We start from the raw sequence: 16,965 nt of genomic DNA on the forward strand, positions 1-16,965 counted from the left end.
CTAGCTCCCCCTTATATAACGAATAAGTCCATAAATGCTGGTACTGTTGTTGTTTTTAATTGATTTGGATTTTGGCAGAGTGACACAATTTGATCTACTTGTTTTTGTGGAAATCTTGTCTTCAAATGATAGATCCACTTCTTTTCAAGCAGCGGAATGCCTTCCTGTCTTCTTCTACGATGACCAAGCGGATATTCAATTTCAATTCGGTCTGTCATCGTCCCGTCTTTAAAGAAAATTTGTACACAGTTTGCAATTGATCTCTTTTTCGGATCTAAATAATCCTCTGTATAACGCTTATCCTCTTTCACAACCATTTGATCACGCAGACGATCAATGGCCGGATTTTGCGCCGTTTCTTCTTCATAATGGTCAGCTGTTAGCTCACCATAAATCAGTCCAATTGCTGTAATATACTGCAAGCAATGATCACGGTCTGCCGGATTATAAAGCGGCCCTTTCTTATCAATAATCCGAATCGCTGACTCATGTGTCGTAATCTCTACCCGGTCAATTTCATCTAAACGATCTTTTACCGCGTCATGCAGCATCACAGCCGCCTCTGCAGCAGTCTGCGCATGGAATTCAGCAGGATAAGCAATTTTGAAAAGAACATTTTCTATGACGTATGATCCAAGAGGCTGGGCGAGCGTAAGTGGTTTTCCTTTCATAAGAACATCTTCAAAGCCCCACTTCTCTGCACTAAGCGGCGTTTGATAGCCCATTTCCCCTTTTCGTGTCATCATTGCCAGTCTCACTCCGCGGCTTGTTGCATCCCCTGCTGCCCATGATTTCCTCGATCCTGTGTTTGGGGCGTGGCGATATGTTCTAAGCGGGGAATTATCAACAAACGCTTGTGATAACACATGCTGGACTTCTTCCTTTGTTCCGCCAAGCATTGCACATACAACTGCACTTGTTGCCACTTTGACAAATAACACATGGTCCAATCCATTTCGATTCAGACAATTTTCTAAAGCGAGCACACCTTGAATTTCATGTGCCTTGACGATTGCATGCAGTACGTCATTCATCGTTAGCGGCTCTTCTCCGTTTGCAAGACGATTTCTGCTAATATAATCACTTACAGCTAATATTCCGCCTAAGTTATCTGACGGATGGCCCCACTCCTGTGCAAGCCATGTGTCATTATAATCTAACCAGCGAATCATACAGCCAATATTAAAAGCCGCTTGAACAGGATCTAGCACAAACGAAGTGCCGGGAACTCTTGCTCCGTTAGGTACAACTGTTCCAGGTACGATGGGACCAAGGTGCTTCGTACATTCTGGAAAATTGAGTGCCAGCATACCGCAACCGAGCGTGTCTATGAGCACATAACGCGCGGTTTCAATGGCCTCTTTGCTCGTAATTTCTCCGTCTACTGCATAGGCAGCAATTTCTTCTAATAGCTGATCTGTTTGATTGGCGACTGCTGTTTTGTTCATATTCATTCCCCCGTTTTTCCATCATCATTTGAAACCTTTAATCCTCTTGGCCCTAAATACCGGACTCTCGGTCTAAAAATGCGGTTATGCAAATGTTGTTCAATAACGTGGGCTGCTAATCCACTAGCCCTTGCAGCAAAGAAAATGGGTGTATAAAGTGAAATAGGAATTCCAAGCACGTAATAAATAGGAGCGGCGTAATAATCAAGATTTGGATAGAGGTTTTTCTGCTCTTTCATGTATGCCTCTCCTGCTACACACATGTCATATAGCGTTGTATCTCCCTTCGATTCAGTAAGCGTTTTCAATGAACGTTTTAAAAGAGCGGCGCGCGGATCCATTTTTCTCATGTATACTCTGTGGCCAAAACCCATCATTTTTTCTTTTGCGGCTAATTTTCGTTCAATGAGCGCAAGAAATCCTTCCGTTGTTTTTCCTTCAAGAAGCATGTGCATGACAGCTTCATTTGCTCCTCCGTGGAGGTCGCCTTTTAATGAAGAGATCGCTCCAGTAAAAGCACCATACATGTCAGAATGCGTGGATGCAATGACTCTAGCCGCAAACGTTGAATTCGGCAGCTCATGTTCACTATATAATGTAAGTGTTTGGTCAAAAGCGATGATTTCGTCTTGGGTCGGGGTGCGTCCAGTTAGCATGGATAAAAAGTTTTCAGTGTAGGATTTGGTCTGATCTGGAGAAATAGCGGCGTCTTTTGTGAGAATATAATAGCTTCCAGCAACAATGGCCGGCAGCTGGCCTAGTAATCGAACTGCACGCTTCACTTGGCACGCTTCTGATCGATCATGTAGTGCATCATCGTACCCTGCAAGAGCAGATAAGCACGTTCTCATCGCATCCATAGGGTGAGTGGTTTTTGGCAGCTTCGTTAAAATGGTTTGAATGGTTGGATGTAAGTTCGTTTGTGAGGATATATCTTGCTGAAATTGGTGATATTCCATCGTATCTGGTAATCTTCCATAAATAAGCAGATAGGCTGTTTCTAAATATGTCTTGTTTTGTGCTAGCTCAATGAGGTCGTACCCGCGAATCACAATTTCCTCTTGCTCCACATCTAAATATGATATGGACGTTTCGCTTGCCACAATGTCTTCAAGCCCCGGTTTATACTGCAATTGTTCAGTCATCATATAACCCCCGTTTCGTCCAATTGTTGATCTCCAAACGAGCAAACGGCCAGAAATGATGTGAATCTATAGATGGGAAGATACCGTGCAAGTCGGATATCCAATTTCCATTCTATCCAAAGCACTTCATCTTGTAAATAAAAGAACGTATGTCCAGTTGGACATACGTTAGCTGTAGTATGGAGAAATCATGATATAGACAATGACGCCCGTGAGACTAACATAGAGCCAAAGCGGCATCGTCCAGCGGGCAATTTTACGGTGACGCTCAACCTGCATCTGTGCGCCTCTAAATAGTGTAATCAATGCAAGCGGTACAATAATTGCTGAAAGCACAATATGTGTAATCAAAATAAAGAAGTAAATTGGACGGATGATCCCTTCTCCTCCGAAGTGTGTATCAGCTGCCATTGAATGATATGTCACATAGGAAATTAAAAAGACAAGTGTTGTTGAAAATGCAGCAAAGATAAATCGTCTATGTGCTTTAATGTTCTTTTGTTTAATCATAATGAGTGCTGAAAGTAAGAAGATAAACGTAAAGCTGTTCATCACGGCATTCAGTAAAGGAAGAAATGTAATGTCCAGATGACTAAATTTATCTGTTTTTGGCATTAAAAATAATAAAGCGATTAATCCGTTTATGGCAATTGTTAAAATGACAACAATGCCGGTGAAATTTTTCGGTTTTTGATTCTGTTCGTTCATGTTTGAAAACCTCTCTTTATTAGTTCCGACTAAGAGTATGTTATTTAACTTTCTCTATAAAGTCAATGAATTCGCTGTCTTCGTCGAATTTTAGACAAACTTGCCGATTACTGGCGTTCTAACGGCTTGAAAGATCCATCCACTTCCTTTAGAATTGGAATTTATGTGGTTTTTATGATTTCTTATATGAAAGGAGTAATGGACTTGTCAATCTTACAGGAAACAACCAAAGATGTGAAGACGTTAGAGCAAGAATTACAGCAATTGCAGTTTCAAATGTATCGAATGCAAGAAAATATGAAAGATATTTCGAAAAAAGCAAAGATCATTGGCATTGATCAGGCAAAAGAAGACGAATGGATGATTGTCTCTGCCATTGAAAGTGCGGATACATGCAAAATCATGCTCAGCGATTGTGAAAAAGCTTTTCGCGGACAATCTGATTTTTCCTTAATCGCGGAATATCCTGAAGAAGGAAAGATTCACATTGCTGATATTAAAGGCCCTCCCGATAATGGATACGGCTCAATCTGCATGAAGCATTTAAAAGAAATCGCAAGAGAGCAGAACATTCCAGTCATCACAGGTGACCTCGTCAAAAGAGATTGGAATCACGTGGACCGCTTGATTCACTTTTATGAAAAGCACCAATTTGATGTCCAAATTAATTGGGAAGAACAAAGCGGGGAAATTTATTGGGTGGACAGCTAACGCCAAAAAACCAGCGTGTGTCATAGAATATACGCTGGTTTTTGTCGAAAATGCAAATTTTTCTGAAAAATATGTGTTTTTTTGACCAAAAAAAGGGTACAATAAAAGCATCAGGCCGCCACCTGATGCTTTCTTCCAAAAAACAATAGATTACTAGTTAAGTACTTTCACTTTGACTGATTTTACGCCCCAATTTTTCGCTTGGGATTTGCTTGGTACATGTACATCAATTTTGTTACCTTTAATTGCGCCGCCAGTATCTGCTGCGGTAGCTTCACCGTAGCCTTCAACATAAACCTTACTTCCTAATGGAATGACATTAGGATCTACTGCAATGACTTTTGCATTTGGGTTTTTGTTTAAGTTTACCCCTGTTGCAGTGATACCTGAGATGCCACCATCATTTGCTGTATAAGCCGTAGCCGTTACAGTCAATTCTTTTTGTACACTTTGACTAGCAGAAGATGATTCTGCTTTAGCTGTTTCCTTTTTAGGAGCAGCTTTTTGTGTTGTTTGCTCTTTTTGGACAGGCTCCTGTTTTTGTACAGGCTCTGAGCTTACCGGAGCTGAGCTTTGACCAGCAACACTTAGTGTTGAACCAGTCACAATTATATCTGAGTTTAAGTTATTCCAAGACTTAATATCGCTAATTGACACATTGAATTTTTGAGCGATTTTCCAGAGGCTGTCCCCCTTCTGGACTTTATACTGCTCCTGAGTTTTCTCTTTTGAAGAGATTGTCAATTTATCACCTACATAAATCATGTCTGTAGATAAATTGTTCCAACCCTTTAGGTCCTTTAGAGACACATCATTTTTTTGAGAGATTCCCCAAAGTGTATCACCTTTCTTCACAGTGATTTCCTTTGCAGAAGCTTGCTGTGCTCCAAATGCTGTTGTTGAGATTGCTGCAACAGCAACCAAGGACATAATAGTCTTCTTCATAAAGTAAATCCTCCCTTGTTAGCTTTTTATGGCGGCTAACGAGTGCTATCGTAACATATGTAAATGTCAATTCAATAACAAAACGATATGTTTTAGATTACAGTTCCTTTACATGAAACATCTCTCTCCATTGGTAAATCAGACCACAAAACAGCTCAATTACCCGCCATATCAAGGTTTTGAAAGGATCAGAAACCTCCTGTTGAAAACGTGTCCAAACGCAGCGAAAAAAATTTATTTTTCTTCTTCAACCTCTTTATTTTTCTCTTTTTCTATAAATAAACGGATTTCTTCTAGAAAAACATCCCCGTATTTCTCTCTTTTTTGAGCGCCTATTCCCTTAATATGGAGAAGTTCTTCTTCTGTTTTAGGTTGAACAGCTGACATTTCCTTCAATGTTTGATCAGAAAATACAACAAATGGCGGAACGCCCTGCTCTCTCGCCAGCTTCATTCTCACCGCTCTCAGCTGCTCAAATAATGCATCGTTTTCTTGAATCGCCTCTCTTTTAACTGCCTGCTTTTTATACACAGCCTCTTGTCCGACTAACACTTTCTTCCCTTTATGTGTCACTTTTAATGTTGGGTAAGCCCCTTCAGACATGTGCAAATACTCTTCTGTAATTAGGAATTCGATGAAATCACTGATTTGCTGGGCTGATTGCTGCTTCATTAAAGCGTATGTAGGAAGACGGTCGAAACCAAGATCAAGCACTTTTTTATTTTTAGAGCCTGCCAGTACTTGAGCAATCATCATTTTTCCAAATCGCTCGTTCATTCTAACCGTACACGATAAAACCATTTGCGCTTCTCGAGTGACCTCTTCACGCTCTCTTTCATCAAGGCAATTGCTGCATTTTTGGCAAGGAGTACTTGTTGATTGATCAAAGTAGTCCATTACAAATTGCTGCAAACATTGCTCAGTATGACAGTAATCCACCATTTGTCTTAGTTTAAGCAGTTCATGCTGATAGCGCACTTCATCTTCTGTTGACTGTTCAATGAGGAAGCGCTGCATTCGTACGCCCTGCGGCGAAAACAGTAAAATACATTCACTTTCAAGACCGTCTCTGCCTGCGCGCCCAGCTTCTTGATAGTAGCTTTCAATATCCCTTGGAATTTGATGATGAATGACAAAACGGACATTTGATTTATTAATTCCCATGCCAAATGCAGATGTAGCGACCATGACCTGGATGTCATCATTTAAAAACAGGTTTTGCTGCTCTTCTCTCACATCATCATCTAACCCGCCATGATAAATGCCAGCTTTGATCTTTTGTTTCTTTAGCCGATTGTAAATGTTTTCAGCTTCTTTTCTTGTAGCTGTATAGATAATGCCGGACTCAAGCTTGTTTTTCTTCATATAATGCGTGATAAAGCGGTCACTATTTTCTCCTTTGACCACCTGAAAAGACAAATTCTCTCTAGCAAACCCAGTAAAAATGGTTTCTTCTTCGTTCATGCCAAGCTGTTCACATATATCTCGGTGGACCTTTTTCGTGGCTGTAGCCGTTAGAGCGACAATCATTGGCCTTTTTGTCAATTTATCTAAGCATTCTTGAATAAAGCGATAGCTTGGCCTAAAATCATGCCCCCACTCAGATATACAGTGCGCTTCATCAATTGCGATTAAAGGGATCGTTAACCGATCAAGGAGCTGAAAAAAACGTTCATTTTGTAATCGTTCAGGTGTGATATAAAGCAGCTGATATTCCCCATCTGCACATTTTTTCAGCCTTTTATTCATTTCAGCTGCAGAAAGTGTGCTGTTTAAAAAGGACGATCGTATGCCCATCTCATTTAGCGCATCGACTTGATCTTTCATTAAAGAAATTAGCGGGGATACAACGATCGTTGTTCCTTCCATCATCAGGGCAGGAATCTGGTAACAAACCGATTTCCCTCCGCCTGTCGGCATAATACAGACGGTATCCTTCTGTTTGTTTACAATCGATTCAATGGCTTGTTTCTGTCCCTGCCTAAAGGTGTCAAAGCCAAAGTATTGTTTCAGGAGTGCTTCTGCTTGTTCTAACATCCAATTCCCTCTCCGTCTTTTGTTTTGTCTATTTTAACATACATTCCTTCTTCATCCGGCGGTCTGTGCAATTTCGTTTTTTCACAAAATAAAAAGCCATTTTCCGAAATGGAAAATGGCTTGAATCATCCTAGGAAAAGCTGCGGATGCCGTAATCTAAGTAAGAAAGTTTTAAACCACCACTCCTCAAAGTGGGTGTTTGCAGAAACGTTCCTGTCTTCCTCTCTAGGAGGCATGACATTCCGGCTTCAATATAAAACTCCCTATTACAGCTTAAAGGTTAAAACTTAATTAACATTACGCGCATCGCAGCCTTTAAACTATACTACACGAAAGTTAATTAAATTTCAAGAGATCTTTTTTCTTTGAAATACTCATGTATACAAGATTTTTGTCCACGAGTACATATGGAAACATTATTCTGAAAAAATTTAACCTTCTCATATATTGCTATTTTTCTTCCTCCACATCAATATCCTGCTCTTCCTCGAGTCTTTCATACGTATCTGAATGCATTTGATCCATTGTTTCTCTATTCGTTAAGTCACGCATTTGATCGGAGAATGAACGATCAAACTCGTTTGGATCTTGAGTTGTTTCCTCATTTTTCTTTGCACCAATTGAAAAGCGTGTATATGGAACTGCTTTTAAACGCTCATATGGGATCTCTTTTCCTGTTTTCTCACAAATCCCATATGTTCCGTCTTCCATTCGTTTCAGTGCTGCATCGATTTCACCTTCAAGTTGATCATCGACTTGATCCAGCGTTTGTTCTGTCATGCGGTCTAAATAGATGCTCCCATGATCAGCGATATGATTCCCAACACCATTTGATATCTCACTCGATTCAACGAGCATCGATTCTTCTTTCTTTTTTGATCCCTTCACATCTTCTTTTAGTTGAATCAATCTTTCGTATAAATCAGCTTGTTGTTCTTTCGTTAAGCCCACGGTCAATCACTCCTTTCTCATTACCTTCCCGCTGGAAGGGAAAAGAAAACATCAAAAAAGCCGCCGCCTATTTGGCAGCAGCTTTTTTCTCTTACAGATGGCGAAGTGCTTCTTCGATTGGTTTATCGCCTTTAATCAAGTCAAAGGACTTATTTTTCACATTCGATTCTGTTAAGCTCTCCACAAGAACAATGGCTACGTCCTCTCTTGAAATCTCGATGTTCTGATCATCTGGAATATGCTCGGCAGCTTTAATCTTTCCTGTCTTCTCCTTATGCAGCAAGGCGCCCGGGCGGACAATCGTATAGGAAAGACCAGACTGTTTTAAGTGTTCATCAGCTTTTCTTTTCGCTTCATAATAAGTTTCCATACTTCCTTGCCCTTTTCCCTGGTTCGGGTCATCGGCATTATAGGAACTGAGCATAACAAAATGCTGGATGTTTTCTTTTTTCGCTGTATCAACGAGGCGTTTTGCCCCTTCTTGATCGACCGCAATGGTCTTATCCGCACCTGTTTTTGAGCCTGAACCAGCTGCAAAGATGACAGCGTCTGCTTGTTTCACAGCATCTGTCACATCTTTTTCAAGATCACCGATGACAGGTGCTGCACCAAGTTCTTTTAGCGCATCAGCTTGTTTTTCATCTCGAATGAGAGCAAGCGGCTCATGTCCTTTTTCTTTTAAATAACGAACGACAAGTCTACCTGTATGTCCATTTGCTCCTGCAACTAACACCTTCATTGTTCATTCTCCTTTCTGTATCTGTTTCATCTTTAACCTTTTTTGCTATCATTCAAACACTTAAGCAGAAAAAAGCCCTTCCCATCAGATGGGAAAGGCTCAGAAATGTGCGATCTATGAAAATAAGAACGAAGAATGAGAAAAGTGCATATGATCTATGTAATCGCAAGATTGATCAGCAAAGATGTTTTGTCAAAATGGCTTGCACATCACTCAAATCAGTCTCTTTGGAAAAGTCGAGTTCAAATACTTTTGAGCTTGTGACAAGCAGCATACCTGTGTCCTGATCAAACACGCCAGCTTCTTGAATGGCAAAACTTTCAATTGATCGATACGGCAAGGAGACCCTGACTTTCTTCTTAGAAAATACGCGGTTATCGCCAAAGATCAGTCGTTTATTTGTAAAGCAAATTTGGTCGTGACGCAGTCTGTAAACAGCCTCAATTCTTTCCCCTTCAATCAATAAGGATTCGAATTTCTTATCATTTTGTTTACTGACAGAAAAAATACCCACGTAAACCCCCTCTTCCTGCATCAAATTCCTTTATGACAAAACGGCCACACGGCTCTGTGGGTACGTTTTATTCTCACTTATAGAATACGCTATAAATGATCGTTATTCCATTACGAATAGATTAAATTTCATTTAACTTTTTCTTTTTGATCCGATGCTCTTTCCTCTATTTATTTAGACTGTTAAAGCAGGAAAAAAGTTTCAGTTCTTTTCGAGAAAAAATGCTGAATCATTCCAATAAAAAAACAGTGATTATGCCAAATCACTGTTTTTAAATACCTATTCGTCTTTTGGTGTATCAATCGTTCCCTCGGCATACACATCGGAAATCTGTTCAAGCGTAATCGCCATATCAGCATCTTCGTGTTCATGCCATGCATTTTGATTTTGCTGCTCGTCATTTTGCTGCTTTTTCATCATCATCACCCTTTACTGTTTTTCTTAGTATGAGTGATGACCCTCAAAATCATTCAGCCGAAATATCTTCGAAATACTCCTTGTAATACCCGCCTACTTTACCCGTATTATCAACGACAAACAGGAATTCCTCTGTTTCATTTTTCACTTCATATGTGCTTCCAACCGTTAATGCCCGGTCGACCATATATTTTTTCGCATTTGTATGTACACATTTTACTTGTTTTAACGTTTGAGCTGTTTGCCAGTTTTGATGGATCATGATTTAAAAACTCCTTTTTTCATCTATACATTTATTGTAGCCAAATTTTCGCGAAATGCAATGAGTGTTATGGATTGCTTTCAAACATGTCGTGTAATATGATAATTGTATACGTTTACATTTTTGTGCGTATACTGTTTCGTTGCATGTCCGCTTTTCTCACCTAGAACTCGCAGAAAACAATCCATATCTTTAAGGAGGTTTGTTTATTTATGAGCTCTACAACACTTCAAATTAGTTCAAAACTCGAATCTTTTCTCCAAGGGACGAAAAAACTCTACATTAATGGTCAGTTTGTCACAAGTCACGATAATAAAACCTTTGCTACTCCTAACCCAGCCACAGGCGAAACCCTTATTGATGTATATGAAGCAGGTGAAAAAGATATTGATGAGGCAGTAAAAGCTGCAAAAAAAGCCTTTCATGGTCCTTGGCGCTCAATGTCTGCCGCTGAACGCGCCCGCCTCATGTTCAAGCTTGCTGATTTAATGGAAGAAAATCAAGAAGAGCTTGCACAGCTTGAAACTTTAGATAATGGAAAACCGATTAATGAAACAACAAATGCAGATATCCCCCTCGCTATTGAGCACATGCGCTATTATGCAGGCTGGACGACAAAAATGAATGGACAAACCATTCCTGTCAGTCAAGGATATTTTAATTATACCCGCCATGAGCCGGTTGGCGTTGTAGGACAAATCATCCCATGGAACTTCCCGCTGCTCATGGCCATGTGGAAAATGGGTGCCGCACTTGCAACAGGATGCACCATCGTTTTAAAGCCAGCCGAACAAACTCCACTCTCTGCTCTTTATTTAGCAGAATTAGTGGACAAAGCCGGCTTCCCAGAAGGCGTGATTAACATCGTTCCTGGATTTGGCGAAACAGCCGGAAATGCCTTAACTGAACATCCTGATGTGAACAAGCTTGCCTTCACAGGGTCAACAAGCGTTGGAAAATTAATTATGGAGAAAGCGGCTAAAACCATTAAGAGGGTCACATTAGAGCTTGGCGGAAAATCACCGAATATTATTTTACCTGATGCTGATTTAAAGAAAGCCATTCCAGGTGCTTTAAATGGCGTCATGTTTAACCAAGGTCAAGTATGCTGCGCGGGCTCCAGAGTCTTTGTTCACCGGAGCCAATATGATGAAGTGGTCGATCAAATGGCCAAATATGCAGGATCCCTCAAACAAGGCGCTGGTCTTCATCAAGATACACAAATTGGACCTCTTGTAAGTAAAGAACAGCACGAACGCGTATTAGGCTATATTGAAAAAGGTAAATCCGAAGGGGCAACAGCCGTTGTCGGTGGCGATTGCCCTTATGAGGCTGGCTATTTCGTCTCCCCTACTATTTTTAAAGATGTAGAAGATGAAATGACCATTGCCAAAGAAGAAATTTTCGGACCTGTTTTATCTGCAATTCCTTACGATTCCATTGATGAAGTGGTCGAACGGGCCAACCAGTCTGAATATGGATTAGCAGCAGGACTTTGGACAGAAAACTTAAAGCATGCCCACGATATTGCTGCACGTCTTGAAGCAGGAACAATTTGGGTCAACTGCTATAATGTCTTTGATGCCGCCTCCCCGTTTGGAGGATATAAGCAATCAGGTCTTGGCAGAGAAATGGGGTCATATGCCCTTAACAACTATACAGAAGTCAAAAGTGTATGGATTAATCTCCAAGACTAATGACGTCAAGAAAGCCTTTGACCCTGTCATCGGCTCAGATCGTTGACAAAGTGCTAAAATGATTTTTATTTTAGCACTTTGTCTTCTTTTCAGCGTGATAGAAAACCTTTGCAGTCTAGGAAGGACGAGCACTGGCGCGGAGCGAATTGACATTCGTGAGCACCAGCGCACAGACCTGACACCGAATGCGAGGGTTTGTCTACACGCTGAGCCGGTGACCCTGTCATCGGCTTTTTTTGTGTTTGCATGTGACAGGCCGGCTCCTGAATATAGTATGAAAGGAAAGGAGCATGGCCGCATATGCAAGATTTTCAATTGAAAGTAAACGAATTTATCGAAGAATTGCACATACAAATGCAGCGAAGACAAAGAGATGATGGCGCCTTTGTTTTCTGCTTTGAAGGTCCTATGATGACAAATGCTTTTTTGATTATGCTGTTAAAGGCTGTCGGTGATTCGGATCAGGCGTTGGTTCATCAATTAGCAGAAGCGATACGCGAAAAACAAAATGAGGATGGGTCTTTTTCTTTGTATCATGATCAAACAGGACATGTAACTGCCACTGTGCAGGGCTATTGCGGAATGCTCGTATCAGGCAGGTTTCAACAAGATGAGCCTCATATGGAAAAAGCAGCGCAATATATACGTTCAAAAGGCGGATTAAAGAACGTTCACTTTATGACAAAGTGGATGCTCGCCGTCAACGGCATGCACCCTTGGCCGTATTTCTATGCACCACTTTCCTTTTTACTCATCCCTACATACTTTCCGCTGCACTTTTATCATCTTAGTGCATATGCAAGAATTCACTTTGTACCAATGATGATCGCACTCAACAAACGATATACCTCTCATGAGACATTTCCAAGTTTGGCACACCTTGATGCAAACATGTCTAAGAATCCATTTGACTGGTTTATGGCAAGAGAAGAACGTTCCGCTCAACACTTTCTGACTTACATGCGATCGTATACAGCACTCGACAGCCGGCTGGACTTTTTCGGATATGAAGCAGCAAAGCGATATATGTTTGATCGCCTTGAAAAAGATGGCACGCTGTACAGCTATTTAAGTGCCAGTATTTTTATGGTCTATGCACTTATGAGTCTTGGGTACTCCCCTGGACATCATCTCATTTTAAAAGCAGTCAAAGGCATGAAAAAACTAGTTACTGTCTGTCAGGGCAGAATGTATGCAGAAAATTCCACATCCACAGTATGGGATACAGCGCTTGTCAGTTACGCTTTTCAAAAAGCTGGCAAAAAACAAGAAGACCCAGTCATCACTAAGTCTTTCTCATACTTGCTGAACCGGCAGCAAATGAAGAAAGCAGATTGGGCGATTCATAACCGTCATGCTGCCCCGGGAGGCTTTGGTTTTTCAGATATCAACACAAATAACCCTGATTGTGATGATACGCAAATTGTCTTAAAAGCCATTCCGCGAACATACGCACCAGTTCAATGGAAACGAGGATTTCATTGGCTTCTTTCCATGCAAAACCGTGACGGCGGATTCTCTGCTTTTGAAAAAAATCAAGATCACTTCCTGCTTCGACATCTGCCGCTTGAATCTGCGGAGGATGCAGCGATCGATCCATCGACTCCCGATATTACAGGCCGGGTGCTTCATCTCATTGGTCTTGAAGAGAAAAACATGTCACCACCCGTTCACAGGCAAAAAGATCGATGTGTCAAGTGGCTCCTAGATCACCAAGAGAAAAATGGATCATGGTTTGGCAGATGGGGTGTTTGCTATATTTATGGAACGTGGGCAGCATTAACAGGACTAAAAGCGGCCGGCATCCCCTCCACCCATCCTGCTGTTCAAAAAGCGTGCCAATTTTTAAAGCAGATTCAACGAGAAGATGGCAGCTTCGGAGAATCGTGTAAAAGTGCAGAGGTAAAAACGTATGTCCCCCTCCCGTTTGGCACAGTGGTTCAGACGGCTTGGGCAGCAGAGGCACTTTTACAATATGAGAAGCCAGATGACAAAGCGATTTTAAAAGCCATCTCATTTTTGATCCATCATCAGCACACGAGTGAAGCCTTGCACTATCCAGTGGGCATTGGCCTGCCAAAGCAATTTTACATCACCTATCATAGCTACCCATTTGTCTTTCCCATGATGACTTGTTCTACATTTTTAGATGAAATGAGGCGTAAGAATGAATAAGGAACAGTATCGAATGCAGCTCAAAGAGTGGCTTAACTCCATTCAACCCGCGATTCAAGATGACAACATCCGTCAGAAAGTAGACCATTTATGGTTTTCAATGGATGATGAACATTCCAGTGAACAAGAGTGGTACGAACTGGCAGAACGTATTTCTGAGGACATGAAACCACAAGAAGACATGCGAGAGGTAGCAGCCGGAAATCATAAGTTACCTCCTCTCCCTTACCGGTATGATGCACTAGAACCGTTTATTTCAAAGGAGATTATGTATTTGCATCACCAGAAACATCATCAATCATATGTTGATGGTTTGAACCAAGCTGAGCTTGCATTAAAAAATGCAAGAAGAACCAATGATTTCAAAATGATCAAACATTGGGAAAGAGAGCTTGCCTTCAATGGTGCAGGACACTATTTACATTGTATTTTTTGGTTTTCCATGAGTCCTTCAGGAAAACGAAAGCCCACTGGACAAATGCTTCGTCTCATTGAACAATCATTTGACAGCTATGACGCATTTAAATCTCAATTTTCAGCAGCGGCCAAACAAGTAGAGGGTGTCGGCTGGGCCATTCTCGTTTGGGCGCCCAGATCCCAGCGATTAGAGATTTTACAAGCAGAACGCCATCAATTTTTGTCACAATGGGACGTAATCCCTCTTTTAGCCCTTGATGTATGGGAGCACGCCTACTATCTTCAATATCTGAATGAAAAACCGAAATACGTAGATCGTTGGTGGAGTGTAGTTGACTGGCGTGAGCCAGAAGCAAGGCTTAAGCAAGCACAGCAAGTGAAGTGGACCCCTTTTTAAGACGATGCTCCATATAGGCTCATGCTTATATGGGGTATTTTTAGTTTACATAATTAAATTATCAACACCTTTATAAAGAACGGGTTGTTTTTTCAGAAAATTCGTTTAAAATAGGAAAGATATGTGAGGAAAGTGAGATGAAGCAATGAATGAACATTCTTTTAACCATTAGTCAATTTGCAGGAAGAACCTTCGCAATCTGGGTCATTATCTTTGCATGTCTTGGATTTGCTTTTCCTGACGTATTTTCTCAGATTGGACCGTATATCCCTTTTTTACTAGGAATCATTATGTTTGGGATGGGGCTTACGTTATCAGGTGAAGATTTTAAGGAGCTTTTTCGTAAACCTCTCTATGTGCTAATCGGGGTTTTGGCGCAGTACACACTCATGCCGCTGATCGCCTTTCTATTAGCTTACGGATTACGGCTGCCATCTGAAATTGCAGTAGGCGTTATTCTTGTGGGCTGCTGCCCAGGCGGTACTGCATCCAATGTCATGACCTTTTTAGCAAAAGGCAATATGGCCTTATCCGTAGCGGTCACAACTATATCGACCCTTCTTGCTCCCTTTTTAACGCCTCTTTTTATTTTTATCTTTGCAAGATCATGGTTACCTGTATCACCGGAGGCATTATTTTTGTCGATTGTCCAAGTTGTGCTTATTCCTATTATCTTAGGGGTTATTGTTAAGGTGTTTTTCAAAAAACAAGTAAACTATGCGGTTCAAGCATTGCCGCTTGTATCTGTTGCTGGAATTGTGGTGATCATTGCAGCGGTTGTCAGTGCAAATAAAGAGCAGATTCTTCAATCTGGTTTGCTGATATTGGCCGTTGTCATTTTACATAATGGGCTCGGTCTTTTATTTGGTTACCTGATCGCAAAATGGTGCAAAATGGATATCCCTTCTCAAAGAGCGATTTCGATTGAAGTAGGCATGCAAAACTCCGGGCTTGGTGCAGCCCTTGCAACAGCACATTTCTCGCCTCTCGCAGCCGTACCAAGTGCGATTTTTAGTGTATGGCATAACTTATCTGGTTCATGGCTTGCGACATATTGGTCAAAACGAGGACAACCTGACAGTGAAAAGAAAAAAAGCTAGCACCTTAACAGGTGCTAGCTTTTTATAATGGAAAATTATCCTTCAAGCAATAGCTGCTCAGGATCTTCAAGCAGGTTTTTAATCGTAACGAGGAATCCAACTGCTTCTTTACCATCGACAATACGGTGGTCGTAAGAAAGAGCTAAATACATCATCGGACGGTTCTCAAAACGTTCTTCATCAATCGCCACCGGACGAAGCTGAATTTTATGCATTCCTAAAATTCCAACTTGCGGGCTGTTTAAAATCGGTGTTGAAAGCAGAGAACCAAATGTTCCGCCGTTTGTGATCGTAAATGATCCACCTTGTAACTCACTAAGAGCCAATTTGTTATCTCTTGCTTTTTTCGCAAGATGACCAATTTCTTTTTCAATCCCTGCAAATGACAATCTGTCTGCATCACGGACAACTGGTACGACAAGACCTTCGTTTGCAGCAACAGCGATGCCGATGTCATAGAATTTCTTCAAGACAAGCTCATCACCTTGAATTTCTGCGTTAAGCAGCGGATATTTCTTCAGTGCTGCTACAACTGCTTTTGTAAAGAAGGACATGAAGCCAAGCTTGACATCATTTTGTTCTAGGAAGGCATCTTTACGACGCTTTCTTAAATCCATCACAGCTGTCATATCGACTTCATTAAATGTCGTCAGCATCGCAGCCGTTTGTTGAACTTCAACTAAACGTTTTGCAATTGTTTGTCTGCGGCGTGACATTCTTTCACGTTCAACTGGCTTTCCTGGTTGTTCAGTTTGCACCGCCGCATTTGCTTTTGGCGCGGCTTTCGGTGCACTTGCAGGTGCTTCATTCTTTTGATAAGAAGCGACATCCTGCTTTCGTACCCTGCCCAGCGGATCTACGGTTGGAATCTCAGATAAGTCTAATCCCTTCTCTCTCGCTAGTTTTCTAGCTGCAGGAGAAGCGATGGTTCTGCCATTACCAGCTTTCGGCTCTTCTTTCACTGCTTCTTCTTTTTGAGCAGCTGCCGGTTCTTCTTTCGAAGCTGGTGCAGAAGCTTGCTCAGGTGCTGGAGCTGCGGACTCGCTTCCGCCAGCTTCACCTGCTGCAATCGTTCCGATGACCTCTCCAACTTGTACAGTGTCACCAGAATCTTTGAGCACTTCTTTTAATACACCAGATTCTTCAGCAGTCAGTTCGACATTGACTTTATCTGTTTCAAGTTCCAGCAGGTACTCCCCCTGCTCCACATAATCGCCCGGCTGCTTTAGCCATTGAGCAATCGTTCCTTCCGAGATTGATTCCGCTAATTCAGGTACTTTAATTTCCGCCATTTTTCATTTC

The 16,965-nt window shown here is 41.4% G+C and carries 16 protein-coding genes and 1 other RNA gene; 5 read left to right on the forward strand and 12 right to left on the reverse strand.

The genetic code is table 11. The annotated features are described in order from the left end of the window. Positions 1–11 precede the first annotated feature (11 nt). The 3 genes from NST59_RS09485 to NST59_RS09495 all read right to left on the reverse strand — a co-directional run bounded on the left by NST59_RS09485 (position 12) and on the right by NST59_RS09495 (position 3,301). Positions 12–1,448: a bifunctional 2-methylcitrate dehydratase/aconitate hydratase gene (locus tag NST59_RS09485; protein WP_099663406.1), complete on the reverse strand. Its 1,437-nt coding sequence runs from the start codon at positions 1,446–1,448 to the stop codon at positions 12–14. Between the two features lie 2 nt (positions 1,449–1,450). Further along, on the reverse strand, positions 1,451–2,593 hold the full coding sequence (gene mmgD / locus NST59_RS09490; protein WP_099663405.1) for a citrate synthase: 1,143 nt from the start codon (positions 2,591–2,593) through the stop codon (positions 1,451–1,453). Between the two features lie 168 nt (positions 2,594–2,761). Next, positions 2,762–3,301 carry a DUF420 domain-containing protein gene (locus NST59_RS09495; protein WP_024422676.1) on the reverse strand — a complete coding sequence of 180 codons (540 nt, stop codon included), beginning with the start codon at positions 3,299–3,301 and terminating at the stop codon, positions 2,762–2,764. 198 nt (positions 3,302–3,499) lie between these two features. Here NST59_RS09495 and NST59_RS09500 point away from each other — a divergent pair, with 198 nt between their 5' ends. After that, positions 3,500–4,012, forward strand: coding sequence for a GNAT family N-acetyltransferase (locus tag NST59_RS09500; RefSeq protein WP_039183160.1), 513 nt, complete (start codon positions 3,500–3,502; stop codon positions 4,010–4,012). 153 nt (positions 4,013–4,165) lie between these two features. On the opposite strand, the gene NST59_RS09505 is transcribed toward NST59_RS09500, so the two are convergent. The 8 genes from NST59_RS09505 to NST59_RS09540 all read right to left on the reverse strand — a co-directional run bounded on the left by NST59_RS09505 (position 4,166) and on the right by NST59_RS09540 (position 9,877). Next, on the reverse strand, positions 4,166–4,957 hold the full coding sequence (locus NST59_RS09505) for a LysM peptidoglycan-binding and 3D domain-containing protein (protein WP_039179273.1): 792 nt from the start codon (positions 4,955–4,957) through the stop codon (positions 4,166–4,168). 234 nt (positions 4,958–5,191) lie between these two features. Beyond that, positions 5,192–6,994 (reverse strand): DNA helicase RecQ, encoded by a 1,803-nt coding sequence (recQ, locus tag NST59_RS09510; protein ID WP_144516026.1) that lies wholly within the window; start codon positions 6,992–6,994, stop codon positions 5,192–5,194. A gap of 133 nt (positions 6,995–7,127) precedes the next feature. Further along, positions 7,128–7,312: non-coding RNA, 6S RNA (gene ssrS / locus NST59_RS09515), on the reverse strand. Positions 7,313–7,444: 132 nt separating this feature from the next. Next, on the reverse strand, positions 7,445–7,945 hold the full coding sequence (locus NST59_RS09520; RefSeq protein WP_039179277.1) for a TraR/DksA family transcriptional regulator: 501 nt from the start codon (positions 7,943–7,945) through the stop codon (positions 7,445–7,447). A 91-nt stretch (positions 7,946–8,036) separates the two neighbouring features. Beyond that, the gene (locus tag NST59_RS09525) at positions 8,037–8,684 is read right to left on the reverse strand and encodes an SDR family oxidoreductase (RefSeq protein WP_144490250.1); all 648 of its coding nucleotides are present in this window, start codon (positions 8,682–8,684) and stop codon (positions 8,037–8,039) included. A gap of 175 nt (positions 8,685–8,859) precedes the next feature. Further along, on the reverse strand, positions 8,860–9,198 hold the full coding sequence (locus NST59_RS09530) for a PH domain-containing protein (RefSeq protein ID WP_024422682.1): 339 nt from the start codon (positions 9,196–9,198) through the stop codon (positions 8,860–8,862). Between the two features lie 279 nt (positions 9,199–9,477). Beyond that, a complete protein-coding gene (locus NST59_RS09535) occupies positions 9,478–9,615 on the reverse strand; it encodes a YozQ family protein (protein WP_080967843.1) in 138 nt (45 codons plus the stop codon). 49 nt (positions 9,616–9,664) lie between these two features. Further along, on the reverse strand, positions 9,665–9,877 hold the full coding sequence (locus NST59_RS09540; RefSeq protein ID WP_024422683.1) for a DUF6501 family protein: 213 nt from the start codon (positions 9,875–9,877) through the stop codon (positions 9,665–9,667). A gap of 212 nt (positions 9,878–10,089) precedes the next feature. Between NST59_RS09540 and NST59_RS09545 the strand changes: the two genes are divergently transcribed. The 4 genes from NST59_RS09545 to NST59_RS09560 all read left to right on the forward strand — a co-directional run bounded on the left by NST59_RS09545 (position 10,090) and on the right by NST59_RS09560 (position 15,663). Then, positions 10,090–11,574 (forward strand): aldehyde dehydrogenase family protein, encoded by a 1,485-nt coding sequence (locus tag NST59_RS09545; RefSeq protein ID WP_039179283.1) that lies wholly within the window; start codon positions 10,090–10,092, stop codon positions 11,572–11,574. Positions 11,575–11,874: 300 nt separating this feature from the next. Continuing rightward, positions 11,875–13,749 (forward strand): terpene cyclase/mutase family protein, encoded by a 1,875-nt coding sequence (locus tag NST59_RS09550; protein WP_341040582.1) that lies wholly within the window; start codon positions 11,875–11,877, stop codon positions 13,747–13,749. Then, positions 13,742–14,563, forward strand: a complete 822-nt coding sequence (locus tag NST59_RS09555; RefSeq protein ID WP_341040583.1) for a superoxide dismutase — start codon at positions 13,742–13,744, stop codon at positions 14,561–14,563. The genes NST59_RS09550 and NST59_RS09555 overlap by 8 nt, the downstream gene beginning before the upstream one ends. A 149-nt stretch (positions 14,564–14,712) precedes the next feature. Then, positions 14,713–15,663, forward strand: a complete 951-nt coding sequence (locus NST59_RS09560) for a bile acid:sodium symporter family protein (RefSeq protein WP_039179291.1) — start codon at positions 14,713–14,715, stop codon at positions 15,661–15,663. Between the two features lie 35 nt (positions 15,664–15,698). Here the strand turns inward: NST59_RS09560 and odhB are convergent, their stop codons facing one another. Continuing rightward, complete coding sequence (gene odhB, locus NST59_RS09565) at positions 15,699–16,955, reverse strand: 2-oxoglutarate dehydrogenase complex dihydrolipoyllysine-residue succinyltransferase (protein ID WP_039179294.1); 1,257 nt, start codon at positions 16,953–16,955, stop codon at positions 15,699–15,701. Between the last annotated feature and the right edge of the window lie 10 nt (positions 16,956–16,965).

Origin of the sequence: Bacillus sp. FSL R5-0439 (genome assembly GCF_038008805.1) — a bacterium.
Lineage (GTDB): Bacteria > Bacillota > Bacilli > Bacillales > Bacillaceae > Bacillus > Bacillus safensis.